We start from the raw sequence: 21,751 nt of genomic DNA on the forward strand, positions 1-21,751 counted from the left end.
CGGGCGTCGATAGTCGGGTGTCGAACGTCGGCCGTGGCCCCCGGGGCGCCGCGGCGGGGGTCAGCGCGCGGCCATGCCCAAGGCTGAGGGCGGCATCTTTGATGCAGGCCAAAGGCGCGGGAGGGCTCCCTTGGCCGTCTGAGGGAGCTGGCGTCAGCTTGCGCGTTTGATGCCCATCACCCGTGCGCGGGCGCGCGGGTCGCTGTCGAACAAGGCGGCCAGCTGCTCGGTCATTGCGCCTGCCAGCTGCTCCACGTCGGTGATCGTCACCGCGCGTTCGTAATAGCGGGTCACGTCGTGGCCGATGCCGATTGCCAGCAGTTCCACCTGCTTGCGCTTTTCGACCATGGCGATCACGTCGCGCAGGTGTTTCTCCAGGTAGTTCGCCGGGTTCACCGACAGCGTCGAGTCATCCACCGGCGCGCCGTCGGAGATCACCATCAGGATTTTGCGGGCCTCACGCCGCGCCACCATGCGGCGGTGCGCCCATTCCAGCGCCTCGCCGTCGATGTTTTCCTTCAAGAGGCCCTCTTTCATCATCAGGCCCAGGTTGGCGCGGGTGCGGCGCATCGGGGCGTCGGCGCCCTTGTAGATGATGTGGCGCAAGTCGTTCAGACGCCCCGGCTGCTGCGGGCGGCCGTCGTTCAGCCAGGCCTCGCGCGCCAGGCCGCCCTTCCAAGCGCGGGTGGTGAAGCCGAGGATCTCGACCTTCACGTTGCAGCGCTCCAGGGTGCGGGCAAGCACGTCAGCGCAGATCGCCGCGATCGAGATCGGGCGGCCGCGCATGGAGCCGGAGTTGTCCAGCAGGAGAGTCACCACGGTGTCGCGGAACTCAGTGTCCTTTTCGACCTTGAAGCTGAGCGGCGTGGTCGGGTTGGCAACCACCCGCGCCAGGCGGCCGGCATCCAGGATGCCTTCCTCGCGGTCGAACTCCCAGCTGCGGTTCTGCTGCGCCTGCAGGCGGCGCTGCAGCTTGTTCGCCAAGCGGCTCACCGCGCCCTTCAGCGGCTCCAGCTGCTGGTCGAGATAGGCGCGCAGACGCTCCAGCTCGGCAGGCTCGGCCAGCTCTTCTGCGTTGATCTCCTCGTCGTGGGTGTCCAGAAACACCTTGTAGTCCGGGTCCGCATCAGAGACCGGCGGCGGGGCAGGCGGCTCCAGCGGCGCCTCGCCGTCGGGCATCTCGGTGTCCTCGGCCAGCTCGTCGTCGGCCATCTCGTCCATCGAGACCTGGGCCTGGCTTTCGTCCTGCTGCTGCTCCTGGCTCTGCTCGGGAGACGCGTCGGCCTGTTCCTCGTCGGAATCGTCCTGGCCGGTGCTGTCCGGATCCTGCTGCTCCTCGGCGTTGTCTTCGGCCTCGTCATTGGCCTCGTCGTCCAGATCATCCGGGTCATCGCCCAGCTGGTCGCCATAGCCGAGGTCCGAGATCACCTGCCGCGCCAGTTTGGCGAACGCGGCCTGGTCGGCAATGGTTTCGTCCAGGTTTTCCAGCGTGCCGCCGGCCTGGGATTCGATGAACCCGCGCCACAGCTCCATGATGTTGGCAGCGCCCTCCGGCAGCTCGCGGCCGGTGGCCAAGTGCCGGATCAGATAGCCCGCAGAGGCGGCCAGCGGCGCCTCGGAGGAGGATTTCATCTGGTCATAGCCGCGCCGGATCGACTCGTTGCGGATCTTCACGTCGATGTTTGACGCAGTGCCGGGCATGTGGCGCGCGCCCATCGCCTCGCAGCGGGCGGTTTCCATCGCCTCATAGAGGTCGCGGGCCATCTCGCCCTGCGGCACGTATTTCGCGTGGGTGGCGTCGTCGTGGAACTTGTGGCGCAGCGCAAGCGCATCCGCGGTGCCGCGGGCCAGCAGCACCTCCTCGCGGCTCATCCGGCGGGAGACCTGCGGCAGCCGCATCGAGTCGCCCGACAGCCCGGAGGGGTCGACGGTATAGCTCACCGACAGTTCCGGGTCGTCGGCCATCACCTTGGTGGCTTCGGCCAGGGCTTTCTTGAACGGATCGGCGGGGTTGTCGTTCGGCTTTTTCATGGTCGCAAGGTGTCCTTGATCGAAGCATTCCGCCAAGTGCAGCCGTTGTCCAGCCTTCTTTGATTGTATCAAAGGGCATTGCCCGGCCGCGGGCGGGAAACGAAGTGCCCGCTCCGTTTTGCCGAAGGCGAACCTTGGGTTCGACGGGGCGGTCGGGCACTGCCCGGCGTTGCCGCCGGGCGGCACCTTGCTGTTAGCCCAGGCTCACGCTGGCGGCGCTTTCCGGCAGCTCTTCGTCGAAGCAGCGCTGGTAGAACTCGGCCACGGTCTGGCGCTCCAGCTCGTCGCATTTGTTCAGGAACGACAGGCGGAAGGCATAGCCCACGTCGCGGAAGATCTCGGCGTTCTGGGCCCAGTTGATCACCGTCCGCGGCGACATCACTGTGGACAGGTCGCCGTTCATAAAGGCGGTCCGGGTCAGGTCGGCAACGGTCACCATCTGGCTGATGGTCTTGCGGCCCTTCTCGGTGTTGTAATGCGGCGCCTTGGACAGCACGATGGCGCTTTCGGCGTCGTGGCTCAGGTAGTTCAGGGTCGAGACCAGCGACCAGCGGTCCATCTGTGCCTGGTTGATCTGCTGGGTGCCATGATACAGACCGGTGGTGTCGCCGAGGCCAACGGTGTTGGCGGTGGCAAACAGGCGGAAGAACGGGTTCGGGGTGATGATCTCGTTCTGGTCCAAGAGGGTAAGCTTGCCGTCATGCTCCAGCACCCGCTGGATCACGAACATAACGTCGGCGCGGCCCGCATCATATTCGTCGAACACGATCGCAACCGGGTTGCGCAGCGCCCAAGGCAGAATGCCTTCGTGGAACTCAGTCACCTGCTTGCCGTCGCGCAGCTTGATCGCGTCCTTGCCGATCAGGTCAATCCGGCTGATGTGGCTGTCGAGGTTCACACGCACGGAAGGCCAGTTCAGGCGGGCGGCGACCTGTTCGATGTGGGTCGACTTGCCGGTACCGTGGTAGCCCTGGATCATCACACGGCGGTTGTGGCTGAAGCCCGCCAGGATCGCCAGCGTGGTTTCCGGGTCGAACTTGTAGGTCGGGTCCAGCGCCGGCACCCGGTCGGAGCCGTCGGCAAAGCCCTTGACCGTCATATCCGTGTCGATCCCGAACACATCGCGCACCGAAATTGCTTCGGTCGGTTTCGCATTCATATCCACAAAGCCGTCGGTCATCCCAGTCGATCCTTATACCGCTTCCCTGCCATCAGGGTCCAATCCGCGGGATTGGTGCCCGATCTGGCGCGCGAGGGCAAGGGGAAGTGTGGCAGGAAACCAGCTGACGCCGCGATTGTTCCGGAACTGGACAGACGGCGCTGAGCGGACTGCGGACAGATGGCAGAGGGGGCGATACGCACTGCGCCCCCGGCCGGGCAGCAGGGGGCGCGTTTTGTTGCCGGCGCCCGCGAAGCTTTGGGGGGGTAGGCTGCGGCCGGCACATCTTTGCCTAACCGGTCACGGCAGGGCGGGTCAAAGAAATAAAAAGTCTATCTATAATTTTCGGCGAAAGACCGCCCATCGCCAGCTACAAAGCGCAGCACAGCGCGGCCGGCAGCAATAATTACGGGATCGGGCGGTGAGCGGCTGATGAGGCCGGTCCAAACCGGTCAGCACCCAGGCCACGGAAATCAGCCCCAGGCACGGGTCCGCAGGAAAGAAAAGAGCGGCCCCAGGCCGCCCTCCGCAATTCGGTGATCTGCCGCGCTCACTTGAAGCTGCGGCTGTCCTTGATCTGATCCCAGGCCCACATGACCTCCTGCAACTGCTCTTCCTGGCTGCGGTCGCCGCCGTTCATGTCGGGGTGAAGCACCTTGATCAGCTTCTTGTAGGCCTTGCGGATGTCGGCCTTGGACCAGTCGTCCTTGGCTTCCAGGATCTCGATCGCCCGGCGCTCGGTGGGGGGCAGCCGGCGGCCGGTCTTGGCGGCGCGGCCCGGGTTCTGGGTGGCATTGGCGCCCAGAACCTGATGGGGGTCCTCGATGCCCAGCCGCGCCCAGGCGCGGGCCTCAGGGTCGCCCATCGGCTTGGTCTCGCGCTCCCACACCTTGTCCTTGGAGCGCTGCGCATTCAGCTCCGCCTCGGTGGTGCCTTCGAAGAAGTTCCACTTGTTGTTGTACTCGCGCACGTGCTCCTGGCAGAACCAGTAGAAATCATCCAGCACGTCCGGCGCCTTGGGGGCGCGGAACTTGCCTGCTTCCTCGCAGCCCTCCTTGTCGCAGACGCGGGTAGAGGTTTCGGAAGCACCCGTGGCTGCGCGCCGCCCGCGCGGGTTCTTCTTCTTGGCGGAGCGGACGGACATATCGAAGCCAAAGGGATCGGATTTGGTCATGGGCGCACCTTCTAGACGCATCTGTTCGACTCGGAGGCAGCAGTTTAGTCTAAGGGGCGCCAGATTGAAGGGGGCGCGCGGAAAAATTTACGGGGATGAGCGGAAAATGAGCGTGAAGCAGGAAATGGAAGCGGCGCTGCAGGCGGCCTTTGCGCCGAGCGCGCTGGAGGTGGTGAACGAAAGCCACAAACACGCGGGCCACGCAGGCGACGATGGCTCGGGCGAGAGCCATTTCGCGGTACGGATCCGCACCGGGGCCTTCGAGGGCATGAGCCGGGTGGCGCAGCACCGCGCCGTGCACAAGGCGCTGGGGAATATCGTGCCGCGGATCCACGCGCTGGCGCTGGATACCGGGGCCTAAGGCCGCGCGGTGGCGGGCGGAACCGTCCGCCCAGCAAACAGCGGACCGGCAGGGCGGGCAATCCGCCCGCCGTTTCCCCGCGCTACTTCTCGTCGTCTTGCAGCCCGGCCCGCTTTTTCAGCGCGGCGGTCATCCCGGACACTGGGCTGAGTTCTTCCACGCCGTCGTCCGCCTGCATCTTCGCGGCGCCGGGCCCGGGAACAGGAGTGGCGCCGGCAGGCGCCTCGGGATCGCCCGCAGTGGCGGTCAGCGGCGGCTCGCCGGGACGGGAGAGCACGTCAGCAGCGGGCGCCCGGTCCGCCGCTTCCGCGGCAAGGGCGCGGCGGAACACCATGACGTTGCGCCAGTTCGTGCTGGAGCCGGTCAGCCCGGAGCGCTCCTCGCTCGGCAGCAGCTCCGCGCGCTGGAACTCCCAGCCGTCGGCGGCCATCTCGTTCAGCAGGATTTCGATCGAATTGGCAAAGCGCGCCTCGGGTGTCTTCACGCCCTTCGCCTTGGTGCCCTTGGCGGGGGCGGGGACAACCTTGTACTCAAATGCTTGCATGAACGTCTCCTGTTTCGGCCCGCAGCTTTAGCGGAAAGGGGGGAGCGGTCAAGGGGCCGGAGGGGCAGCCGGTGTGCGGCGGCCCGCCGTTTTCCGGCGCGGAAAACGGCCCGGAAAACACGTGCTTTACGAGCCGGAATTTTCGCAAAATTCCGGGACCCGCAAACGGTTCAGCCCTCCGCCGCGGCCATCTGCACCAGCGTCAGACAGACTTCCGTGGCCTTGGTCATGTCCTGCACCGAAATCCATTCCAGCGGCCCGTGCACATTCTGCATGCCGGTGAAGATATTGGGCGTAGGAACCCCCAGCTCGGTCAGCCGCGAGCCGTCGGTGCCGCCGCGGATCGGGGCCGATACCGGCTCGATCCCAAGCGCGCGGCAGGCTTCCAGCGCCAGCTCCACCGGGGTCATGTCGTTTTCCAGCCAGTAGCGCATGTTGCGGTATTGCGGGGTGATTTCGCAGGTGATCTCCGCCCGCGGCTCCGAGGCCTGCACCGCGCCGCAGACCTTGCGCAGCAGGTCGCCCTTGGCGGCCAGCCCGTCCAGTTCAAAGTCGCGCAGGATCAGCTTGATCTCCATCTCCGACGAGCCGCCGTTCAAATCGGTGATATGGATGAACCCCTCACGGCCGTCAGTGGTTTCCGGCGTCATCGTGGCCTGCGGCAGCGTCTGCACGATCTTGGCCGCCAGATGCGCGGCGTTCACCATCTTTTCCTTGGCCCAGCCGGGATGGATCGACACGCCCTTGACGGTCACCACCGCCCGGTCGGCAGAGAAGCTCTCATAAACGATCTCGCCCGCGTCGCCGCCGTCCAGCGTATAGGCGAAGTCCACGCCCAGATCCTTGGGCAGCTGCGCGCCCACGCCGCGGCCGATTTCCTCGTCCGGGGTGAAGGCGAGGCGGATCTTCGGGTGTTTGATCCCGGGGGTTGCCAGCAAGTGCCGCGCCAGGGTCATCACGATGGCAACGCCCGCCTTGTCGTCAGCCCCCAATAGGGTGAGGCCGGAGGCGGTAATCAGGTCATCGCCCTGTTTGGAGGCGAGGTAGGGGGATTTCTGCGGCGACAGCACTAGATCCGGGTTGTCGGGAAAGCGGATATCGCTGCCATCGTATCCCTTGATCACCCGCGGCTTGACACCGGTTGCGTTGAACTGCGGTGCAGTGTCGATATGGGCGAGGAATCCAATCGCCGGCCCCGGCGCGGTGGCGGGAACCGTGGCCAGCACCACGCCATAATCCGTCAGTTCCACATCCTGCGCGCCGATTTCCTTCAGCTCAGCCACCAGCAGGTTCAGCATATCGAACTGAATTTCGGTGCTGGGTGTCGTCGCTGAGGTCTCATCGCTCTGGCTGTCGATGGCGGCGTAGCGGACCAGACGGTCCTCGAGATCCTGATCGAAAATGCGTTCCATGAAGCCTCCGGGATTTTGGGCGGAGCAAAGCCGCTGGCGCGGGGAAGGTCAAGCGGCGGCGAATATGACGGGGTAGTGAGCGGGTTTTTGTCAGCGCGAAGGGCAGCGTCTGACCGCGGGTGGGGGCGAAGCCCCCGCCCATGGGGGCGGTCGGGGGCTGTCCGGCGTGCCGCCGGACGGAAGATTTGGAATGACACCACCCGGTGCACAGGGGGTGTACAGGGGGTGCACGCATGTCACCCCCGTTCCGGCACGAAAAAGGGCGCCGCGAACGACGCCCTTTTGAATTCCGTTTTCCGGCTGGGATCAGCCGCCCAGTTTCTTGGCAACCAGCTCGTTCACCGCCTTGGGATTGGCCTTGCCGCCGGTGGCTTTCATCACCTGGCCGACGAACCAGCCCGCCAGTTTCGGGTTCACCTTGGCCTTCTCCACCTGCGCCGGGTTGGCGGCGATGATCTCGTCCAGGGCGGTCTCGATGGCGCCGGTGTCCGTCACCTGCTTCATGCCGCGCTCCTCGACGATCTGCGCCGGGTCGCCGCCTTCGGTGTACACGATCTCGAACAGATCCTTGGCGATCTTGCCGGAAATCGCGTCCGAGGAAATCAGGTCAATGATGCCGCCCAGCTGGGCGGGGGAGACCGGGGATTCGGTGATCGCGTGGTCTTCTTTCTTCAGGCGGCCAAACAGCTCGTTGATCACCCAGTTCGCGGCCAGCTTGCCGCTGCGGCCCTTGGCGGTTTCCTCAAAGAAGGCCGCCGATTCCACATCCGCGGTCAGCACCGAGGCGTCATAGTCGCTGAGGCCGAAGTCGTTGATGAAACGCGCCTTTTTCTCGTCCGGCAGCTCCGGCAGATTGGCGGCGATTCCGTCTACCCAGTCCTGCTCGATCTCCAGCGGCAGCAGGTCGGGGTCGGGGAAATAGCGGTAGTCATGCGCCTCTTCCTTGGAGCGCATGGAGCGGGTTTCGCCCTTGTCCGGGTCATAGAGCCGGGTTTCCTGCACGATCTCGCCGCCGGCCTCGAGGATGGCGATCTGGCGGCGTGCCTCGACCTCGATGGCCTGCTGGATGAAGCGCATCGAGTTCATGTTCTTGATCTCGCAGCGGGTGCCGAGGTGGCTGAAGTCCTGGGTTTCCTGGTACTTTTCATACTGGCCCGGCAGGCAGACCGAGACGTTCACGTCGGCGCGCAGGTTGCCGTTCTGCATGTTGCCGTCGCAGGTGCCCAGATACTGCATGATCTGGCGCAGCTTGGCGATATAGGCGGCGGCTTCCTCCGGCCCGCGGATGTCGGGGCGGGAGACGATCTCCATCAGGCAGACACCGGTACGGTTGAGGTCGACAAAGGACATGTGCGGGTCCATGTCGTGGATCGATTTGCCCGCGTCCTGTTCCATGTGGATACGCTCGATCCGCACGGTGCGTGCGGTGCCGTCGCCCAGTTCCACCAGCACTTCGCCTTCGCCCACAATAGGATGATAAAGCTGGGAAATCTGGTAGCCCTGGGGCAGGTCGGGGTAGAAATAGTTCTTGCGGTCAAAGGCCGACCACAGGTTGATGTCCGCCTTCAGGCCGAGGCCGGTGCGCACCGCCTGCTCAACGCAGTATTCGTTGATCACCGGCAGCATGCCGGGCATCGCTGCGTCCACAAAGGCCACGTTGGAGTTCGGCTCGGCGCCGAACTTGGTGGAGGCGCCGGAGAACAGCTTGGCGTTGGAGCTGACCTGGGCATGCACCTCCATGCCGATGACCAGTTCCCAGTCATGCTTGGCGCCCGCGATCACCTTGGGCTTGGGGAGTTCATATGTCAGGTCGAGCATGGTTTTCCGCCGTATCCGAATGTCCTTGGTTGGCAAGCGTTCTAGGCCCGCTGGCGGGCAGGGGCAAGGGGGCAGGTGGCGGAGAAAACTCTTCGCAGTGCGGATCCTCCTTAATTTGCACGGGCTGTAAGCCCGGGCAGCGCCCGTCCGCTCCCATGGGCGGGCGCTTCGCTTCCGCCCGCGGACGGGCGCGGCCCTTCGCGATGGTTCGCCTGAGCCCGATTCAGCCTCTTGGCGGGGTGCATCAGGAGGGCTAGAACTGGCAGCCCGAACAGAATTTCAGGAGGCCGCCTTGGACACATCCGCCCGCATCAGCCAGACCATTGCCACGGAAATCGGCGCCGCCGCCAAGCAGGTGAGCGCTGCCGTCGCGCTGCTGGATGAAGGCGCCACCGTGCCGTTTGTCGCGCGCTACCGCAAGGAGGCGACCGGGGGCTTGGATGACACTCAGCTGCGCACCCTGGCGGAGCGGCTGGAGTACCTGCGCGAGCTGGAAAAGCGGCGGGCGGCAATCCTTGAGTCGATCAAGGGGCAGGACAAGCTGACCGACGATCTGGCGGCTTCGATCGCCAAGGCGGAGACCAAGGCGCAGCTGGAGGACATTTATCTGCCCTACAAGCCCAAGCGGCGCACCAAGGCGATGATCGCCCGCGAAAACGGGCTGGAGCCGCTGGCCGATGCCATCCTGGCCGACCGCAGCGCCGACCCGGAGAAGCTGGCGGAAGGGTACATTACCGATGCGGTGGCCACGGTGAAGGACGCTCTGAATGGCGCGCGGGATATCCTGACCGAACGGCTGACAGAAAACGCATCCCTGCTGGGCCGGCTGCGGGAGTTCCTGCAGCGGGAGGCGGTGCTGACCGCCAAGGTGATTGAGGGTAAGGAGCAGGAGGGCGCCAAGTTCTCCGACTATTTCGCCCACACCGAGCGCTGGGCGGATGTGCCCTCGCACCGGGTGCTGGCGATGCTGCGCGGCTCCAACGAAGGCGTGCTGACGCTGGACGTGGGGCCGGAGCCGGAAGAGGGCGTGGCACGGGCCGAGGCCATGGTTGCGGCGGAGCTGGGCGCGGGCGGCAATGGCCCGGGCGACAAATGGCTGCGCAAGGTCGCGGGCTGGACCTGGCGGGTGAAGCTGAGCCTGTCGATGATGCTGGAGCTAATGGGCGATCTGCGCGGCCGGGCGCAGGAGGATGCCATTCAGGTTTTTGCTCGCAACCTCAAGGACCTGCTGTTCGCAGCTCCGGCCGGTGCGCGGCCGACTCTCGGGCTGGACCCGGGCATTCGCACCGGCGTCAAGGCGGCAGTGGTGGATGCGACCGGGAAACTGGTGGCGACTGAAACGTTATACCCGTTCCAGCCGAAGAACGATCTGCGCGGGGCGCAGGTTTCTATCGTCAAGCTGATCGCAGAACACGGCGTCGAGCTGATTGCCATCGGCAATGGCACCGCCAGCCGTGAGACCGAGCGGATGGTGGCGGAGGTGCTGAAACACCTGCCTGCCAAGATCAAGGCGCCGACCAAGGTGGTGGTGTCGGAGGCGGGCGCCTCGGTCTACTCCGCCTCCGAGCTGGCGGCGCGGGAGTTTCCCGATCTGGACGTGAGCTTGCGCGGGGCAGTGTCGATTGCCCGCCGCCTGCAGGACCCGCTGGCGGAGCTGGTGAAGATCGAGCCCAAGAGCATCGGCGTCGGCCAGTACCAGCATGACGTGGACCAGCACAAACTGTCGAAATCGCTGGAGGCGGTGATCGAGGATGTGGTGAACGCGGTGGGCGTGGACCTCAACATGGCCTCAGCACCGCTCCTTGCTCATGTCTCCGGCCTTGGCCCCGGGCTGGCGGAGGCAATTGTGGCGCACCGGGACATGAACGGCGCGTTCGCCTCGCGCAAGGAGCTGTTGAAGGTCGCGCGTCTTGGCCCCAAGGCGTTTGAGCAATGCGCGGGCTTCCTGCGCATCCGCGACGGGAAGGAGCCGCTGGATGCGTCCTCGGTGCACCCCGAAAGCTATGATGTGGCGCGCAAGATCGTGGCCGCCTGCGGGCGCGACATCCGCCAGATCATGGGTGACGCCGCGGCGCTGAAAGGCCTGCGGGCCGAGAACTTCGTAGGCGGCGATGTCGGCCTGCCGACCGTGCGTGACATTTTCCAGGAGCTGGAAAAGCCGGGCCGCGACCCGCGCCCGTCCTTTGTCACGGCCTCCTTCAAGGACGGGGTGGAGGAGATCACCGACCTGAAGCCCGGCATGGTGCTGGAGGGCACGGTGACCAACGTCGCGGCCTTTGGCGCCTTTGTGGACATCGGCGTGCATCAGGACGGGCTGGTGCATGTGAGCCAGCTTGCCGACCGCTTCGTGAAGGACCCCCATGAGGTGGTGAAGACCGGCCAGGTGGTGAAAGTGACCGTCACCGAGGTGGATGTGCCGCGCAAGAGGATCGGTCTGACCATGAAGAAGGACGGCGGTGCCTCCGCCAAGGAAGACCGCAATGCGCGCGGCCCGGCCAAGGGCGCAGGCCCGCGTCGCGGCGGCAAGCCCGGCGGCCCTCAGGGCAGCAAGGGCAGGATGTCTGCTGGACCCAAGGGCGGCCAAGCCAGAGATCAGGGCTCAAGCCAAAGTACAGGCGCGCTGGGCGCGGCGCTGATGGACGCCTTCAAGAAGAAATGACGGCACGGGGCTTCGGCCCCGTCTTTTGCAGGGCGGTTACGCGGGACTGAACTCCAGCCCTTCTTCAGTAAAGGCAACCTTCTGGCCGCCTTCGATCTCCTCGCGGAACTGGGTGGCGATGGCCTGCAGCGCGCCGGCATGGCCGCGGGCGGCAAAGCGGCTGAGCGAAGTGATGCGGGCGCTGTTGTCGAACCCCTCAGCGGCATGGGCCCAGACCAGCGGATGCAGCTCCTTCAGGTGGTCGCGGATCAGCCAGCCGGCGGCCGCGGCGATCTTGAGCCGAGGCAGGTCGGCCTGAATGTTCTGGCCTTGGTCCTTGCGCAGGGCGACGCTGCAATAGGCCGCCAAGAGGTTGATCATCTCCTGTGACGGGTTGGCCTGAACGATGTCCCTCAGGCCGTCGAGGAAGAACCGGGTATCGACCCGGGCGCAGGCCTGATCGTCGATGGCGATGGCGTCGAAATAGACCCAGGTGTAGCCGCCAGCGCCCCAGGTCTGTGCGGTGCGCGCGGCGGTGCGACGGGCCTCAAGCTCCAGCGCCGCATAGGAGCCGGACCAGCGCGGCAGCATATGGGTGCCCAGGGTGCGCATGTGGCGGTGGTTGGCGGGGGCCAGGTCGATCAGGGCGGCAAAGGCATCCGCCACCGGCAGGGTGCCGCCGCTGTTGCGGGCAAAGAGGGCGCATTGCGCTGCCTTGAGGAAGGGGCTGTCCTCGCTGTCCTGGGCAATCGGCTCCAGCAGGGCGGCGGCGCGGTCGAAATGCGCGGCGCAGCGGCGCTGGCTGGAGGCTGGGGCCGCAGGCGCATTGCCGGGGCCGCGCCAGGCCCAGCCGATGTCGATATGGGCCAGCGCCACCAATGCGGTCAGATAGGGGTCGTGGCGGTGCTCTGCCCGCAGCGCCTCGAACGCCATCAGGCCGCGGATCAGGCTGCGGTTGCTCGCGTCCTTCTGCTCGGCCAGAGCATTTTCGGTGGCATTCACCACGTCGGCGCGGGCGCCATAGGCGATGAGATCGGCCAGCGGCAGGCCGCAGCGGGCCGTGGCGCGGCTCAGGTCGGCCTCGCGGATCTCGCGGGAAAGGTCTTCCCAGCGTTCCTGGCGGGCCAGGAACTGGCCGCGGTCCTGGGCTTTCAGGCAATCGGGATCACCTTGGGCGCTGCAGACCGGGATCGACAGGCTGTCCTCAAGGGGCCGGTTCAAAAGCGTGCCGGCGGGGCCGGAAGAGGGCGTTAGTTCGGGGCGGCTGGCAGGCAAAGAGGTGCGGGACACCAGACCTGAAATCCGGGAAAGAAGTTCTTTTGCCTGTCGAGACTGTGTGAGCATTTTTGCTTCCTGAAGAGTGGCAGCTTATCGTTGGTCTCAGTTTCCTCAGGTAATGGGGCGCAAAGATGGCGGCAGTAGGGAAGTTCCCGCGCACAGGCGGTTAAATACCCATCAATCTGAACAATCCGAAGTTGTTTTGGCGGGGCTTTGACGGAAGGCGTTCAAAACGCGGTGAAATGGTGCCGCTCCGTGCGCAGCCCGCGCTTCTGGAATTCCGCGTCCGCTTCGGTGTGGGGCGGCGTGGCCTCCTGCGGCAGGCGGATGCGCTTGCCGCTGCGCAGGATCAGCGTGGCGCGCACCGAGAAATCCCAGCGGGTGTCAAAACGCACCCGCTCAATCTCGCTGAGATGGGCTTCACCGCTCAGCCCGCCGCTGAACCATTCGATCCGGCTTTGCGATATTTTAAGCCCTGCCAATGGGTTGCGGATCAGGTCCCAAAGGGCGGGCAGCACCGGCAGGGCCAGCAGGACCACCAGCCACAGGGCTGCATCCAGCACCAGCCGCAGCACCAGCAGCGCCGCCAGCCAGCCGCCCGTTGCCAGCATGGCAGCCGGGGAGCGGCCCCGGCGGGAGAAGCTGTAGTCCTCCGCCGGGGCAGGTGTTCCAGGTGCGTCAGGCATCCAGGATCCGGGTGACCATTTCGGTGGTGTCGCGGCTCAGGCCTTCTGTACCCGCAATGCGGGTCAGCTGGGCGCGGATCAGCGACTGGCGGCCGGCGTCATACCGCTTCCAGGTCTGGAAGGCGGCGCACATGCGGGCGGTGGTCTGCGGGTTCAGCTTGTCCAGCGCGATCAGGTTTTCGGCGAGCAGCTGATAGCCTTCGCCGCTGGCATGGTGGAAGCCCGCATGGTTGCCCGCCAGCGCCCCCATTACCGCGCGGAAGCGGTTCGGGTTCTTCATGTCAAACAGCGGATGGCGGGTAAGCTCCGCGGCGGTGGCGGCGGTCTTCTCCGGTGCGGCGCAGGCGATCTGCAAGGCAAACCACTTGTCCATCACCAGCCGGTCGTCCTGCCACTGATCAAAGAACGCTTGGCTTTGCGACTCGCCCTTCTCCGCCTTCATCAGCGCGCCAAGTGCGGCGTATTGCTGGGTCATGTTGTCCGCTGCATGATACTGGCGCGCGGCCTGCTCGCCGCCGTCCAGCCGGGTCAGCAGCGACAGGATGCGGCCGTTGAGGGCACGTTTTCCGGCGCCCTCGGCGTCCGGGACATAGGGGCCGTCGACCGTGGTCGCGGCATAGAGCCGGGGCAGGCTGGTTTCCAGCTGCTGCGCCAGGGTCTGGGCAAAGGTCTCTGCCGCATCATAGATCTTTTGCGGATCGGGGGTGAAACCGCGCTCATGCAGGGTCTGGGCGATGTCGGACTGGCTGGGCGGCGTCAGCACCAGGGCGCGGAAGGCCGGGTCCTGATCGTCATCGCGAACCAGTTTCTCCAGCGCGTCCAGATAGGCCGCATCGGGTGCGGCCCCGTCCAGCACCATCGCCACGCGGCTTTCCTTGGCCAGCGCGTTGCCCGCCTCCCAGCGGTTGAACGGGTCGGTGTCCTGGGCCAGCAAAAAGGCCCGCTCGGCGTTGGTGGTCTCGCGCTCCAGGATCACCGGCGCGGAGAATTCGCGCAGGATCGAGGGCACGGGTTTGGAGGCGAGGCCTTCGAAGGTGAAGCTTTGCTTGGCTTCCGTCAGCTCCAGCACTTCTGTGCCGCGCACTTCGTCGCCGTTGGGGGACAGCAGGCCCACGGCCACCGGGATCACCCGCGGGTCCTTCTCCGGCTGGCCGGGGGTCGGTGGCGTCGATTGCTCGAACGTCAGGGTATAGGTGCCGTCTGCATAGTCCTCGGAGACCTTCACCCGCGGGGTGCCCGCCTGGCTGTACCACAGCTTGAACTGGCTGAGGTCGCGGCCGGTCGCGTCCTCGAACACTTTCAGCCAGTCCTCGATGGTGCAGGCCTGGCCGTCGTGGCGCTCGAAATACAGCTTCAGCGCCTTGTAGTAGTTCTCATCCCCGACCAGGCGCTTCAGCATCCCGATCACCTCGGCACCTTTCTCATAGACCGTGGCGGTGTAAAAGTTGTTGATCTCCTGGAACTGCTCGGGGCGCGGCGGATGGGCGAGGGGGCCGTTGTCCTCGGGGAACTGACGGGCGCGCAGGGTGATCACGTCGTCTATGCGCTTCACCGGCTCGGAGCGCATGTCTGCGGTGAACTGAGCGTCGCGGAAAACGGTCAGCCCTTCCTTGAGACACAGCTGGAACCAGTCGCGGCAGGTGATGCGGTTGCCGGTCCAGTTGTGAAAGTACTCATGGGCGATAATTGCTTCAATACGTTCGAAATTGGCATCTGTGGAGGTCTCAGGCGACGCCAGAACGCAGGACGAGTTGAATATATTCAACCCCTTGTTCTCCATCGCGCCCATGTTGAAGTCATCAACGGCGACGATGTTGAACAGCTCCAGGTCGTACTCAAGCCCGTAGACGTCCTCGTCCCACTTCATCGACTTCTTCAGCGCCTCCATGCCAAAGGCGCATTTGCCCTCGTCGCCGGGGCGGACCCAGATGTTAAGCTCCACCTCCTTGCCGGATTTGGTGGTGAAACTGCCGGGGTGGTTCACCAGATCGCCCGCCACCAGCGCAAACAGATAGGCCGGTTTCGGCCAAGGGTCGTGCCACTCGGCCCAGCCTTCGCCCTGGCCCATGGGGTTGCCATTGGACAGCATCACCGGCTCGTCGCCCTCGATCCGCACGGTGAAGGTGGACATCACGTCGGGGCGGTCGGGGTAATAGGTGATCTTGCGGAAACCCTCCGCCTCGCACTGGGTGCAATACATGCGGTTGGACATGTAGAGCCCCTCCAGCGCGGTATTGCCGGCCGGGTTGATCTCCACCTCGGCCTCCCAGGTGAAGGGGACGCTGGGCACCTCGCATTTGAGGCCGCCCTCAACCAGTTCCGGCGCCACCTCCTGGCCGTCGATTTTGGCCGCAATCAGCTGCAGCTCCTCGCCGTGCAGGAAGAAGGTCTTGTCCGCTGCATCCGGCTTGGGCGCAAAGCGGATCTTGCTGAGAACGCGTGTGGTTTCCGGTGCCAGGCGGAAGGTCAGATGGGCGCTTTCGACATCATATCCGAAGGGCGTGTAATCCTTCAGGTAAAAGGTCTTGGGGGCGGTGGCGGGGCTTGCATCGTTCACGGCGGAACCTCGTTTTTTTGGAACCGGAGCGGGGTCCGGCACGTAGTTACCATAGTCGTAGGCAACACCGGGCGGAGCGGCAAGCCGTCCTGCGCCTCAATTTGTTTTGGAAAAGGAGTTCAGCCATGTCCGCGCCGGATACCAACGTCGACCGTCAGACGGAGAAGCACAAACCCTCGCTGCTGGGGATCGGCGCGGTTGTCGTCTTTGCGGTAATTGCTCTGGGGCTGTTTCTGCTGATGGTGTTCGACCGGGGCGGCGAACAGGACAAGGTGGAAACACCTGCCACCGCCGCCGAGGTGCAGGCGGTGATTGACGGAACTGCGGACTGACAGGCTGCCTGACTGTGTGATTTTCCGGGGTGTGCAGGGCGGCCTGTGCACCCTTGATGCGTTTCTGGTGCCCGCAGCTGAAGCATATTCGGAATTCTTTTCGGCACTTTCTTGAAAAACAAGAAATTGCGTTTGGTTTCACCGATGGGCTGTTTTGTTGCTGATCGGAAACTTCTGCCCTAACTAGGTATCAGCATACAGTGGTGTACCGCCGGAAGGAGCAAGACATGAGCCGGGTCGAGAAACAGGGAATTCAGGTGGCGCCGGAACTGGCGGATTTTATTGAGAAACAGGCACTGCCCGGCACCGGTGTCGAGGCCGACGCGTTCTGGAAGGGCCTGGCGGAACTGGTGAACGGGTTCGGCCCGGAGAACCGGGCGCTGCTGGCCAAGCGCGAGGACATCCAGGCCAAGATCGACGCCTGGCATATCGCCAACCGCGAAAAGCCGCACGACCACGAGGCCTACAAGGCGTTCCTGGCCGACATCGGCTACCTGCTGCCCGAGGGCGGCGATTTCGGGATCGAAACCCAGAACGTGGACCCGGAGATCGCATCGGTGCCCGGTCCGCAGCTGGTGGTGCCGATCACCAACGCCCGCTATGCGCTGAACGCGGCCAACGCGCGCTGGGGCAGCCTGTATGACGCTTTCTACGGCACCGACGCGATGGGCACGCCTGCCCCGGCGGGCGGCTATGACAAAGGCCGCGGCGCGCGGGTTGTGGCGCGGGCGCGGGTGTTTCTAGATGAGGCCTTCCCGGTCAACGGCACCAGCCACGCGGATGCGCGCCGCTACCATGTGCAGGACGGCCAGCTGCTGATCGACGACCTGCCGCTGGCGCAGCCGGAGAAATTTGCAGGCTACCGCGGCAACCCCAAGGCGCCGGAATCCGTGCTGCTGCGCAACAACGGCCTGCATGTGGAGCTGGTCTTTGACCGCGCCCACGCGATCGGCGCCCGCGACCAGGCGGGCCTGGCGGATGTGCGGCTGGAAAGCGCCATGTCGGCGATCATGGACTGCGAGGACTCGGTCGCCTGCGTTGATGCCGAGGACAAGGTTCTGGCCTATTCCAACTGGCTGGGCCTGATGAAGGGCGACTTGGAGACCAACCTGGAAAAGGGCGGCAAGATCATCACCCGCCGCCTGAACCCCGATTTCGGTTTCACCGCGCCGGATGGCACCGCCAAGACCGTGAAGGGCCGCGCCCTCTTGTGGGTGCGCAACGTGGGCCACTTGATGACCAACCCGGCGGTGCTGGATAAGGACGGCAATGAGGCTTACGAAGGCCTGCTGGACGCGCTGATCACCGTCCTGATCGCCAAGCACGACCTGAAACGCGACGGCGGCAACTCCGCGCTGGGCTCGGTCTATGTGGTGAAGCCCAAGATGCACGGGCCGGAAGAGGTCGCCTTTACCGACCGTATCTTCGACAAGGTCGAGGATATCCTGGGCCTGCCGCGCCACACGGTGAAGATCGGCATCATGGATGAGGAGCGCCGCACCTCGGTGAATCTCAAGGAATGCATCCGCGCCGCCAAGCACCGGGTTGCCTTCATCAACACCGGTTTCCTGGACCGCACCGGCGATGAGATCCATACCTCGATGGAGGCCGGGCCGTTCTCGCGCAAGGATTTCATCAAGCGCAAGGCCTGGATCGGCGCCTATGAGAACCTGAACGTGGATATCGGCTTGGAATGCGGGCTGTCCGGCAAGGCGCAGATCGGCAAGGGCATGTGGGCGATGCCCGACATGATGGCGGCGATGCTGGAGCAGAAGATCGAGCATCCGAAATCCGGCGCCAACTGCGCCTGGGTGCCGAGCCCGACCGCGGCCACCCTGCACGCGCTGCATTACCACAAGGTCGATGTGTTTGCGGTGCAGGAGAAGCTCAAGGCCGGCGGCCGCCGCGCCCATGTCGATGGCATCCTCGAAATCCCGCTGGCGACCTACCGCAAATGGACGCCGCAGCAGATAGCCCGCGAGGTCGACAACAACGCGCAAGGCATCCTGGGCTATGTAGTGCGCTGGATCGACCAGGGTGTCGGCTGCTCCAAGGTGCCGGATATCAACAACGTCGGCCTGATGGAGGACCGCGCGACCTGCCGGATCTCTGCTCAGCACATCGCCAACTGGCTCCATCACGGCGTTGTTTCCGAGGAGGAAGTGATGGGCAGCTTGCGCAAGATGGCCAAGGTAGTGGACGAGCAGAACCGCGGCGACAACAGCTACCGTCCGATGGCGCCGGGCTTTGACACCATTGCCTTCCAGGCGGCTTGCGATCTGGTGTTCAAGGGCCGGGTGCAGCCTTCGGGCTATACCGAGCCGGTACTGCACGCCCGCCGTCTGGAGCTGAAGGCCCATGAAGCGTCAGCCTGATTGCGTCAAACTGACCCTGGAAAACAGTTTCCCGGAATTGACGGGTAGTCAAAGGGGGCCTTTTGGCCTCCTTTTTCCTTTCGTAACGTAACGTCAGCGGGAGGAAGACCACTCATGGCAGGGATTTCATTGGATCAGGCGCGCACCATCATCCGGGCGGCGCTGGAATGCGGGCGCGGGATGGAATTGAAACCGTTGTCGGTGGTGGTGCTGGATGCCGGCGGTCACGTGCAGGCGTTCGAGCGCGAGGACGGCGCGGCGCCGGGCCGGTTTGCCATCGCCCATGGCAAGGCCTATGGCGCGGTGATGCTGGGCATGGCAGGCACGGCGCAAATGGCCCGCGCAGAAAGCCAGGCCTATTTCATGGCTGCGGTGAACGGGGTTTACGGCGGCCAGGTGGTACCTGTGCCGGGCGGAGTGCTGGTCAGGAACGGCACTGGTGATGTGGTCGGGGCCGTAGGCGTGACCGGCGACACCTCGGACAATGACGCCGCCGCCGCGGTGGCCGGGATCGAAGCGGCGGGCCTGCACGGCGAAATCTGACGACAACCCCCTCCCGCCGGGGCTTGAGGGAAGCCCGCTCAATAAGACGGGAGAGGGCCCTGCTCATAAAGCGGAAGGGGGGTTCTGCTTCAGAGCAGACGGCGGGCGCGCTTAGGGCAGGATGACGGCGTCAATCACGTGGATGACGCCGTTTGACGCTTCGATGTCCGCAGCGGTCACCGCAGCATCATTGATTTTTACCCCGTCGCCCATCGACACGGTGATCTCTTTTCCCATGACGGTTTCCGCGGTCATGCCATCGCTCAGATCCGACGACATCACCTTGCCCGGCACCACGTGATAGGTGAGGATTTCGGTCAGCTGCGCGCGGTTTTCAGGCTTCAGCAGGGTTTCGACCGTGCCTTCCGGCAGGGCCGCAAAGGCTTCATCGGTCGGCGCAAACACCGTGAACGGGCCATCGCCCTGCAGCGTTCCCACCAGATCAGCAGCGGTCAGCGCGGCTGCCAGGGTTTCGAACTGGCCGGCTGCGGCGGCCGTCTCGACAATATCCTTGGACCCGGCCGGCACGGCCGACGGTACTGAAAGGCCGAGGGCAATGGCAAACGCAGTCACGGAGAGGCGGTTGAAAAACATGGGACATCCTTTCTGTCAGGCGCCAGCGGGAGGAGGGCAGAGAGGTCTGGCACAGTTAGCTTGACATGCAAAAAATTTGCATGAGATACACGTTTGTGTGAGGTGCATATTTTTTGCACTTGGGTAAAATTTTCCAAAAAGGATTGCCCCGGAGGTTAAAAACCATGAGCAAGCCCATGCTGTCCGAGACGCTTCAGGAAGGCCTGGAGGCCTATAGAATCGGCCCCAAGCTGCGCAGTCTGCGGCAGGGGAAGGACATGGGGCTGGCGCAGCTGGGTGAACATACCGGTCTGTCAGCAGCGATGCTGTCGCGCATCGAACGGGGGCAGGTGTTCCCGACTTTGGCGACCCTGCTGCGCATCGCGATGGTGTTCGGCGTCGGCCTTGATCACTTTTTCGGCCCGGGCGAGGACGCGCCGGTGCTGGAGGTGGTGCGGGAGCGGGACCGGCTGAAGCTGGGCGACAAGACTGACGGGCCGCTGTCTTATCTGTTCGAGAGCCTGGATTTCCCCGTGACCAAGGGGCGGTTCCAGTCCTATCTGGCGGAGTTTTCCGGCAACGGCGCCGAAAGCGCGCCGCACGCGCATCCGGGCGCGGAGATGATCTATGTGATTGAGGGCGGTCTGGAACTGGGCATACACGGCAGGACCGAGATTCTGGACAGGGGCGACTCGGTCTATTTTGATGCCGGGTTCGCCCACAGCTACCGGGCGGTGCCGGGGCAGCGGTGCCGTGCGCTCGTGGTGGTCTCGCGGGACAGTGTGCCGGACAGCCCGTCGGGCTGAGCCGGGGCGGCAAGCCGCCTGCTGACGCAGGGTTGTGCAGGTGTGAACACTGTGTTGCTCTGCGCCGCCTGTTGAACCTGTGCAGTGTCAGGGCTAGGTTTTTCTTCAGGAAATGAAATTACGAGTGGATCATGACGCGACCCAAGGTTGGCATTATCGGCAACTCCTATCTGCTTAACGATCAGTACCCCGTGCATGCGGGCGGCACGATGAATTCCGAAGCAATTGCCGAGGTCGCGGGCTGTATGCCGCTGATGATCCCCTCCGACCCGCGCTTTGTCACCGTCGAGGAGCTGCTTCAGACGTTCGACGGCTTCCTGCTGACGGGCGGGCGGCCGAACGTGCACCCGCATGAATACGGCGAGGCGGAGACCGAGGCGCATGGGGCCTTTGACCGGGCGCGCGATGCCATCACCTTGCCGCTGGTCCGCGCCTGCGTGGAGCGCGGCCAGCCATTCCTGGGCATCTGCCGCGGCTTTCAGGAGGTCAACGTGGCAATGGGCGGCACGCTCTATCCCGAAATCCGCGATCTGCCGGGGCGGATGAACCACCGGATGCCGCCGGACGGCACGCTGGAAGAAAAGTTTGCCCTGCGCCACAGCGTCCGGTTCAGCGCCGGCGGTGTGTTCCACCAGCTGTTCGGCGCCGAGGAAGTGATGACCAACACTCTGCACGGCCAGGGCATCAAGCGTCCGGGCACCCGGGTGGTGGTGGACGGGCACGCGCCCGATGGCACACCGGAGGCGATCTTCATCAAGGACGCGCCGGGCTTTACGCTGTCGGTGCAGTGGCATCCGGAATGGGATGCCGCCAGCGATCCGGTGTCGCGCCCCTTGTTTGAGGCGTTTGGCTCTGCGGTGCGGGGCTGGGCGGATGGCAGCGCTCAGTCTGGTCTTCAGAAATCCGCGTAGGTGTATCTGGTTAAAAGGTTTGGGTATGAAAGGTGATTTCGAAGACGGCGCGCCCCGGCAGACGGGCACGTACAGGATCCGGCAATTCAAGGCAGGCGATGCGGCGGACTTGGCGGAGGTGTTCCGGTCGGCGGTGCATGGCATCGCAAGCCGGTACTATTCGCCGGAGCAGATCAACGCCTGGTGCCCCGTGGCGCCGCCCGCCGAAACCATCGGGCAGAAGCTGTCCGACGGGCGGGCGGTTTGGGTTGCAATCGGAGAGGACGATGCGCCGGTGGCCTTTATCGACCTTGAATCCGACGGCCATATCGACATGCTGTTCTGCCACCCCGGCGCCGCGGGGCAGGGTGTTGCGGCGGCGTTGTACGTCAGGCTGGAAACGGCCGCACTGCGCCAGGGGCTTGGGCTGCTGTATGTTGAGGCGAGCGAAGCCGCGCGCGGCTTCTTTGAGCGGCAGGGCTTTGCCGTGGACCGGCGGCGCGTTTTTGAGCGCCGCGGCGTGAAGATCCACAACTACCGGATGGTCAAGATCCTCGACTGATCCGGTGTGGCG

Annotated in this window: 18 protein-coding genes; 8 read left to right on the top strand and 10 right to left on the bottom strand. The window is 64.8% G+C overall.

Going from position 1 to position 21,751, the window contains the following annotated elements:
• Positions 1–153 precede the first annotated feature (153 nt).
• The 3 genes from cobT to AC4HIX_RS17490 form a co-directional block, all read right to left on the bottom strand.
• Entirely contained in the window at positions 154–2,031 is a 1,878-nt protein-coding gene (gene cobT / locus AC4HIX_RS17480) for a cobaltochelatase subunit CobT (protein WP_490399909.1), read from the bottom strand.
• 193 nt (positions 2,032–2,224) lie between these two features.
• Positions 2,225–3,211 (bottom strand): cobaltochelatase subunit CobS, encoded by a 987-nt coding sequence (cobS, locus tag AC4HIX_RS17485; protein ID WP_058284445.1) that lies wholly within the window; start codon positions 3,209–3,211, stop codon positions 2,225–2,227.
• Between the two features lie 529 nt (positions 3,212–3,740).
• Positions 3,741–4,364 (bottom strand): DnaJ domain-containing protein, encoded by a 624-nt coding sequence (locus tag AC4HIX_RS17490; protein ID WP_421054641.1) that lies wholly within the window; start codon positions 4,362–4,364, stop codon positions 3,741–3,743.
• Positions 4,365–4,470: 106 nt separating this feature from the next.
• Between AC4HIX_RS17490 and AC4HIX_RS17495 the strand changes: the two genes are divergently transcribed.
• Positions 4,471–4,725 carry a BolA family protein gene (locus AC4HIX_RS17495; RefSeq protein WP_475046465.1) on the top strand — a complete coding sequence of 85 codons (255 nt, stop codon included), beginning with the start codon at positions 4,471–4,473 and terminating at the stop codon, positions 4,723–4,725.
• A gap of 82 nt (positions 4,726–4,807) precedes the next feature.
• On the opposite strand, the gene AC4HIX_RS17500 is transcribed toward AC4HIX_RS17495, so the two are convergent.
• From AC4HIX_RS17500 to gatB, 3 genes are all read right to left on the bottom strand, one after another.
• Positions 4,808–5,269 (bottom strand): DUF4177 domain-containing protein, encoded by a 462-nt coding sequence (locus tag AC4HIX_RS17500; RefSeq protein WP_475046464.1) that lies wholly within the window; start codon positions 5,267–5,269, stop codon positions 4,808–4,810.
• A gap of 170 nt (positions 5,270–5,439) precedes the next feature.
• Positions 5,440–6,681 carry a peptidase T gene (gene pepT, locus AC4HIX_RS17505; RefSeq protein ID WP_490399910.1) on the bottom strand — a complete coding sequence of 414 codons (1,242 nt, stop codon included), beginning with the start codon at positions 6,679–6,681 and terminating at the stop codon, positions 5,440–5,442.
• Between the two features lie 306 nt (positions 6,682–6,987).
• Positions 6,988–8,499, bottom strand: a complete 1,512-nt coding sequence (gene gatB, locus AC4HIX_RS17510; protein ID WP_490399911.1) for an Asp-tRNA(Asn)/Glu-tRNA(Gln) amidotransferase subunit GatB — start codon at positions 8,497–8,499, stop codon at positions 6,988–6,990.
• Positions 8,500–8,791: 292 nt separating this feature from the next.
• Here gatB and AC4HIX_RS17515 point away from each other — a divergent pair, with 292 nt between their 5' ends.
• Entirely contained in the window at positions 8,792–11,158 is a 2,367-nt protein-coding gene (locus AC4HIX_RS17515) for a Tex family protein (protein WP_490399912.1), read from the top strand.
• 36 nt (positions 11,159–11,194) lie between these two features.
• Here AC4HIX_RS17515 and AC4HIX_RS17520 read toward each other — a convergent pair whose 3' ends face one another.
• From AC4HIX_RS17520 to pepN, 3 genes are all read right to left on the bottom strand, one after another.
• Complete coding sequence (locus tag AC4HIX_RS17520; RefSeq protein ID WP_490399913.1) at positions 11,195–12,427, bottom strand: hypothetical protein; 1,233 nt, start codon at positions 12,425–12,427, stop codon at positions 11,195–11,197.
• Positions 12,428–12,642: 215 nt separating this feature from the next.
• A complete protein-coding gene (locus AC4HIX_RS17525; RefSeq protein ID WP_490399914.1) occupies positions 12,643–13,101 on the bottom strand; it encodes a hypothetical protein in 459 nt (152 codons plus the stop codon).
• Positions 13,094–15,658, bottom strand: a complete 2,565-nt coding sequence (pepN, locus tag AC4HIX_RS17530) for an aminopeptidase N (RefSeq protein WP_490399915.1) — start codon at positions 15,656–15,658, stop codon at positions 13,094–13,096. Before pepN ends, AC4HIX_RS17525 begins: the two co-directional genes overlap by 8 nt.
• Before the next feature lie 125 nt (positions 15,659–15,783).
• Between pepN and AC4HIX_RS17535 the strand changes: the two genes are divergently transcribed.
• From AC4HIX_RS17535 to AC4HIX_RS17545, 3 genes are all read left to right on the top strand, one after another.
• Positions 15,784–15,990, top strand: coding sequence for a hypothetical protein (locus tag AC4HIX_RS17535; RefSeq protein WP_475046453.1), 207 nt, complete (start codon positions 15,784–15,786; stop codon positions 15,988–15,990).
• Between the two features lie 227 nt (positions 15,991–16,217).
• Positions 16,218–18,365 carry a malate synthase G gene (locus AC4HIX_RS17540; RefSeq protein ID WP_490399916.1) on the top strand — a complete coding sequence of 716 codons (2,148 nt, stop codon included), beginning with the start codon at positions 16,218–16,220 and terminating at the stop codon, positions 18,363–18,365.
• 114 nt (positions 18,366–18,479) lie between these two features.
• Positions 18,480–18,908: a GlcG/HbpS family heme-binding protein gene (locus AC4HIX_RS17545; RefSeq protein WP_490399917.1), complete on the top strand. Its 429-nt coding sequence runs from the start codon at positions 18,480–18,482 to the stop codon at positions 18,906–18,908.
• 111 nt (positions 18,909–19,019) lie between these two features.
• Here the strand turns inward: AC4HIX_RS17545 and AC4HIX_RS17550 are convergent, their stop codons facing one another.
• Positions 19,020–19,502 carry a fasciclin domain-containing protein gene (locus AC4HIX_RS17550; protein ID WP_475046447.1) on the bottom strand — a complete coding sequence of 161 codons (483 nt, stop codon included), beginning with the start codon at positions 19,500–19,502 and terminating at the stop codon, positions 19,020–19,022.
• A 164-nt stretch (positions 19,503–19,666) separates the two neighbouring features.
• Here AC4HIX_RS17550 and AC4HIX_RS17555 point away from each other — a divergent pair, with 164 nt between their 5' ends.
• The 3 genes from AC4HIX_RS17555 to AC4HIX_RS17565 all read left to right on the top strand — a co-directional run bounded on the left by AC4HIX_RS17555 (position 19,667) and on the right by AC4HIX_RS17565 (position 21,739).
• Positions 19,667–20,287 carry a helix-turn-helix domain-containing protein gene (locus AC4HIX_RS17555; RefSeq protein WP_490399918.1) on the top strand — a complete coding sequence of 207 codons (621 nt, stop codon included), beginning with the start codon at positions 19,667–19,669 and terminating at the stop codon, positions 20,285–20,287.
• A 131-nt stretch (positions 20,288–20,418) separates the two neighbouring features.
• Positions 20,419–21,198, top strand: coding sequence for a gamma-glutamyl-gamma-aminobutyrate hydrolase family protein (locus AC4HIX_RS17560; RefSeq protein WP_490399919.1), 780 nt, complete (start codon positions 20,419–20,421; stop codon positions 21,196–21,198).
• 25 nt (positions 21,199–21,223) lie between these two features.
• The gene (locus tag AC4HIX_RS17565) at positions 21,224–21,739 is read left to right on the top strand and encodes a GNAT family N-acetyltransferase (protein WP_475046442.1); all 516 of its coding nucleotides are present in this window, start codon (positions 21,224–21,226) and stop codon (positions 21,737–21,739) included.
• The last annotated feature ends 12 nt before the right edge of the window (positions 21,740–21,751 follow it).

The sequence above is a fragment of the Leisingera sp. genome, from assembly GCF_982940295.1.

Excerpts from the sequence above, each read along its gene's own strand:
- AC4HIX_RS17565 (WP_475046442.1), top strand. The coding sequence starts at position 21,224 with ATGAAAGGTGATTTCGAAGACGGCGCGCCCCGGCAGACGGGCACGTAC.
- AC4HIX_RS17495 (WP_475046465.1), top strand. The coding sequence starts at position 4,471 with ATGAGCGTGAAGCAGGAAATGGAAGCGGCGCTGCAGGCGGCCTTTGCG.
- AC4HIX_RS17545 (WP_490399917.1), top strand. The coding sequence starts at position 18,480 with ATGGCAGGGATTTCATTGGATCAGGCGCGCACCATCATCCGGGCGGCG.
- AC4HIX_RS17525 (WP_490399914.1), bottom strand. The coding sequence starts at position 13,101 with ATGCCTGACGCACCTGGAACACCTGCCCCGGCGGAGGACTACAGCTTC.
- pepT (WP_490399910.1), bottom strand. The coding sequence starts at position 6,681 with ATGGAACGCATTTTCGATCAGGATCTCGAGGACCGTCTGGTCCGCTAC.
- AC4HIX_RS17555 (WP_490399918.1), top strand. The coding sequence starts at position 19,667 with ATGAGCAAGCCCATGCTGTCCGAGACGCTTCAGGAAGGCCTGGAGGCC.
- gatB (WP_490399911.1), bottom strand. The coding sequence starts at position 8,499 with ATGCTCGACCTGACATATGAACTCCCCAAGCCCAAGGTGATCGCGGGC.
- AC4HIX_RS17490 (WP_421054641.1), bottom strand. The coding sequence starts at position 4,364 with ATGACCAAATCCGATCCCTTTGGCTTCGATATGTCCGTCCGCTCCGCC.
- AC4HIX_RS17550 (WP_475046447.1), bottom strand. The coding sequence starts at position 19,502 with ATGTTTTTCAACCGCCTCTCCGTGACTGCGTTTGCCATTGCCCTCGGC.
- AC4HIX_RS17535 (WP_475046453.1), top strand. The coding sequence starts at position 15,784 with ATGTCCGCGCCGGATACCAACGTCGACCGTCAGACGGAGAAGCACAAA.
- AC4HIX_RS17540 (WP_490399916.1), top strand. The coding sequence starts at position 16,218 with ATGAGCCGGGTCGAGAAACAGGGAATTCAGGTGGCGCCGGAACTGGCG.
- AC4HIX_RS17560 (WP_490399919.1), top strand. The coding sequence starts at position 20,419 with ATGACGCGACCCAAGGTTGGCATTATCGGCAACTCCTATCTGCTTAAC.
- AC4HIX_RS17500 (WP_475046464.1), bottom strand. The coding sequence starts at position 5,269 with ATGCAAGCATTTGAGTACAAGGTTGTCCCCGCCCCCGCCAAGGGCACC.
- cobT (WP_490399909.1), bottom strand. The coding sequence starts at position 2,031 with ATGAAAAAGCCGAACGACAACCCCGCCGATCCGTTCAAGAAAGCCCTG.
- cobS (WP_058284445.1), bottom strand. The coding sequence starts at position 3,211 with ATGACCGACGGCTTTGTGGATATGAATGCGAAACCGACCGAAGCAATT.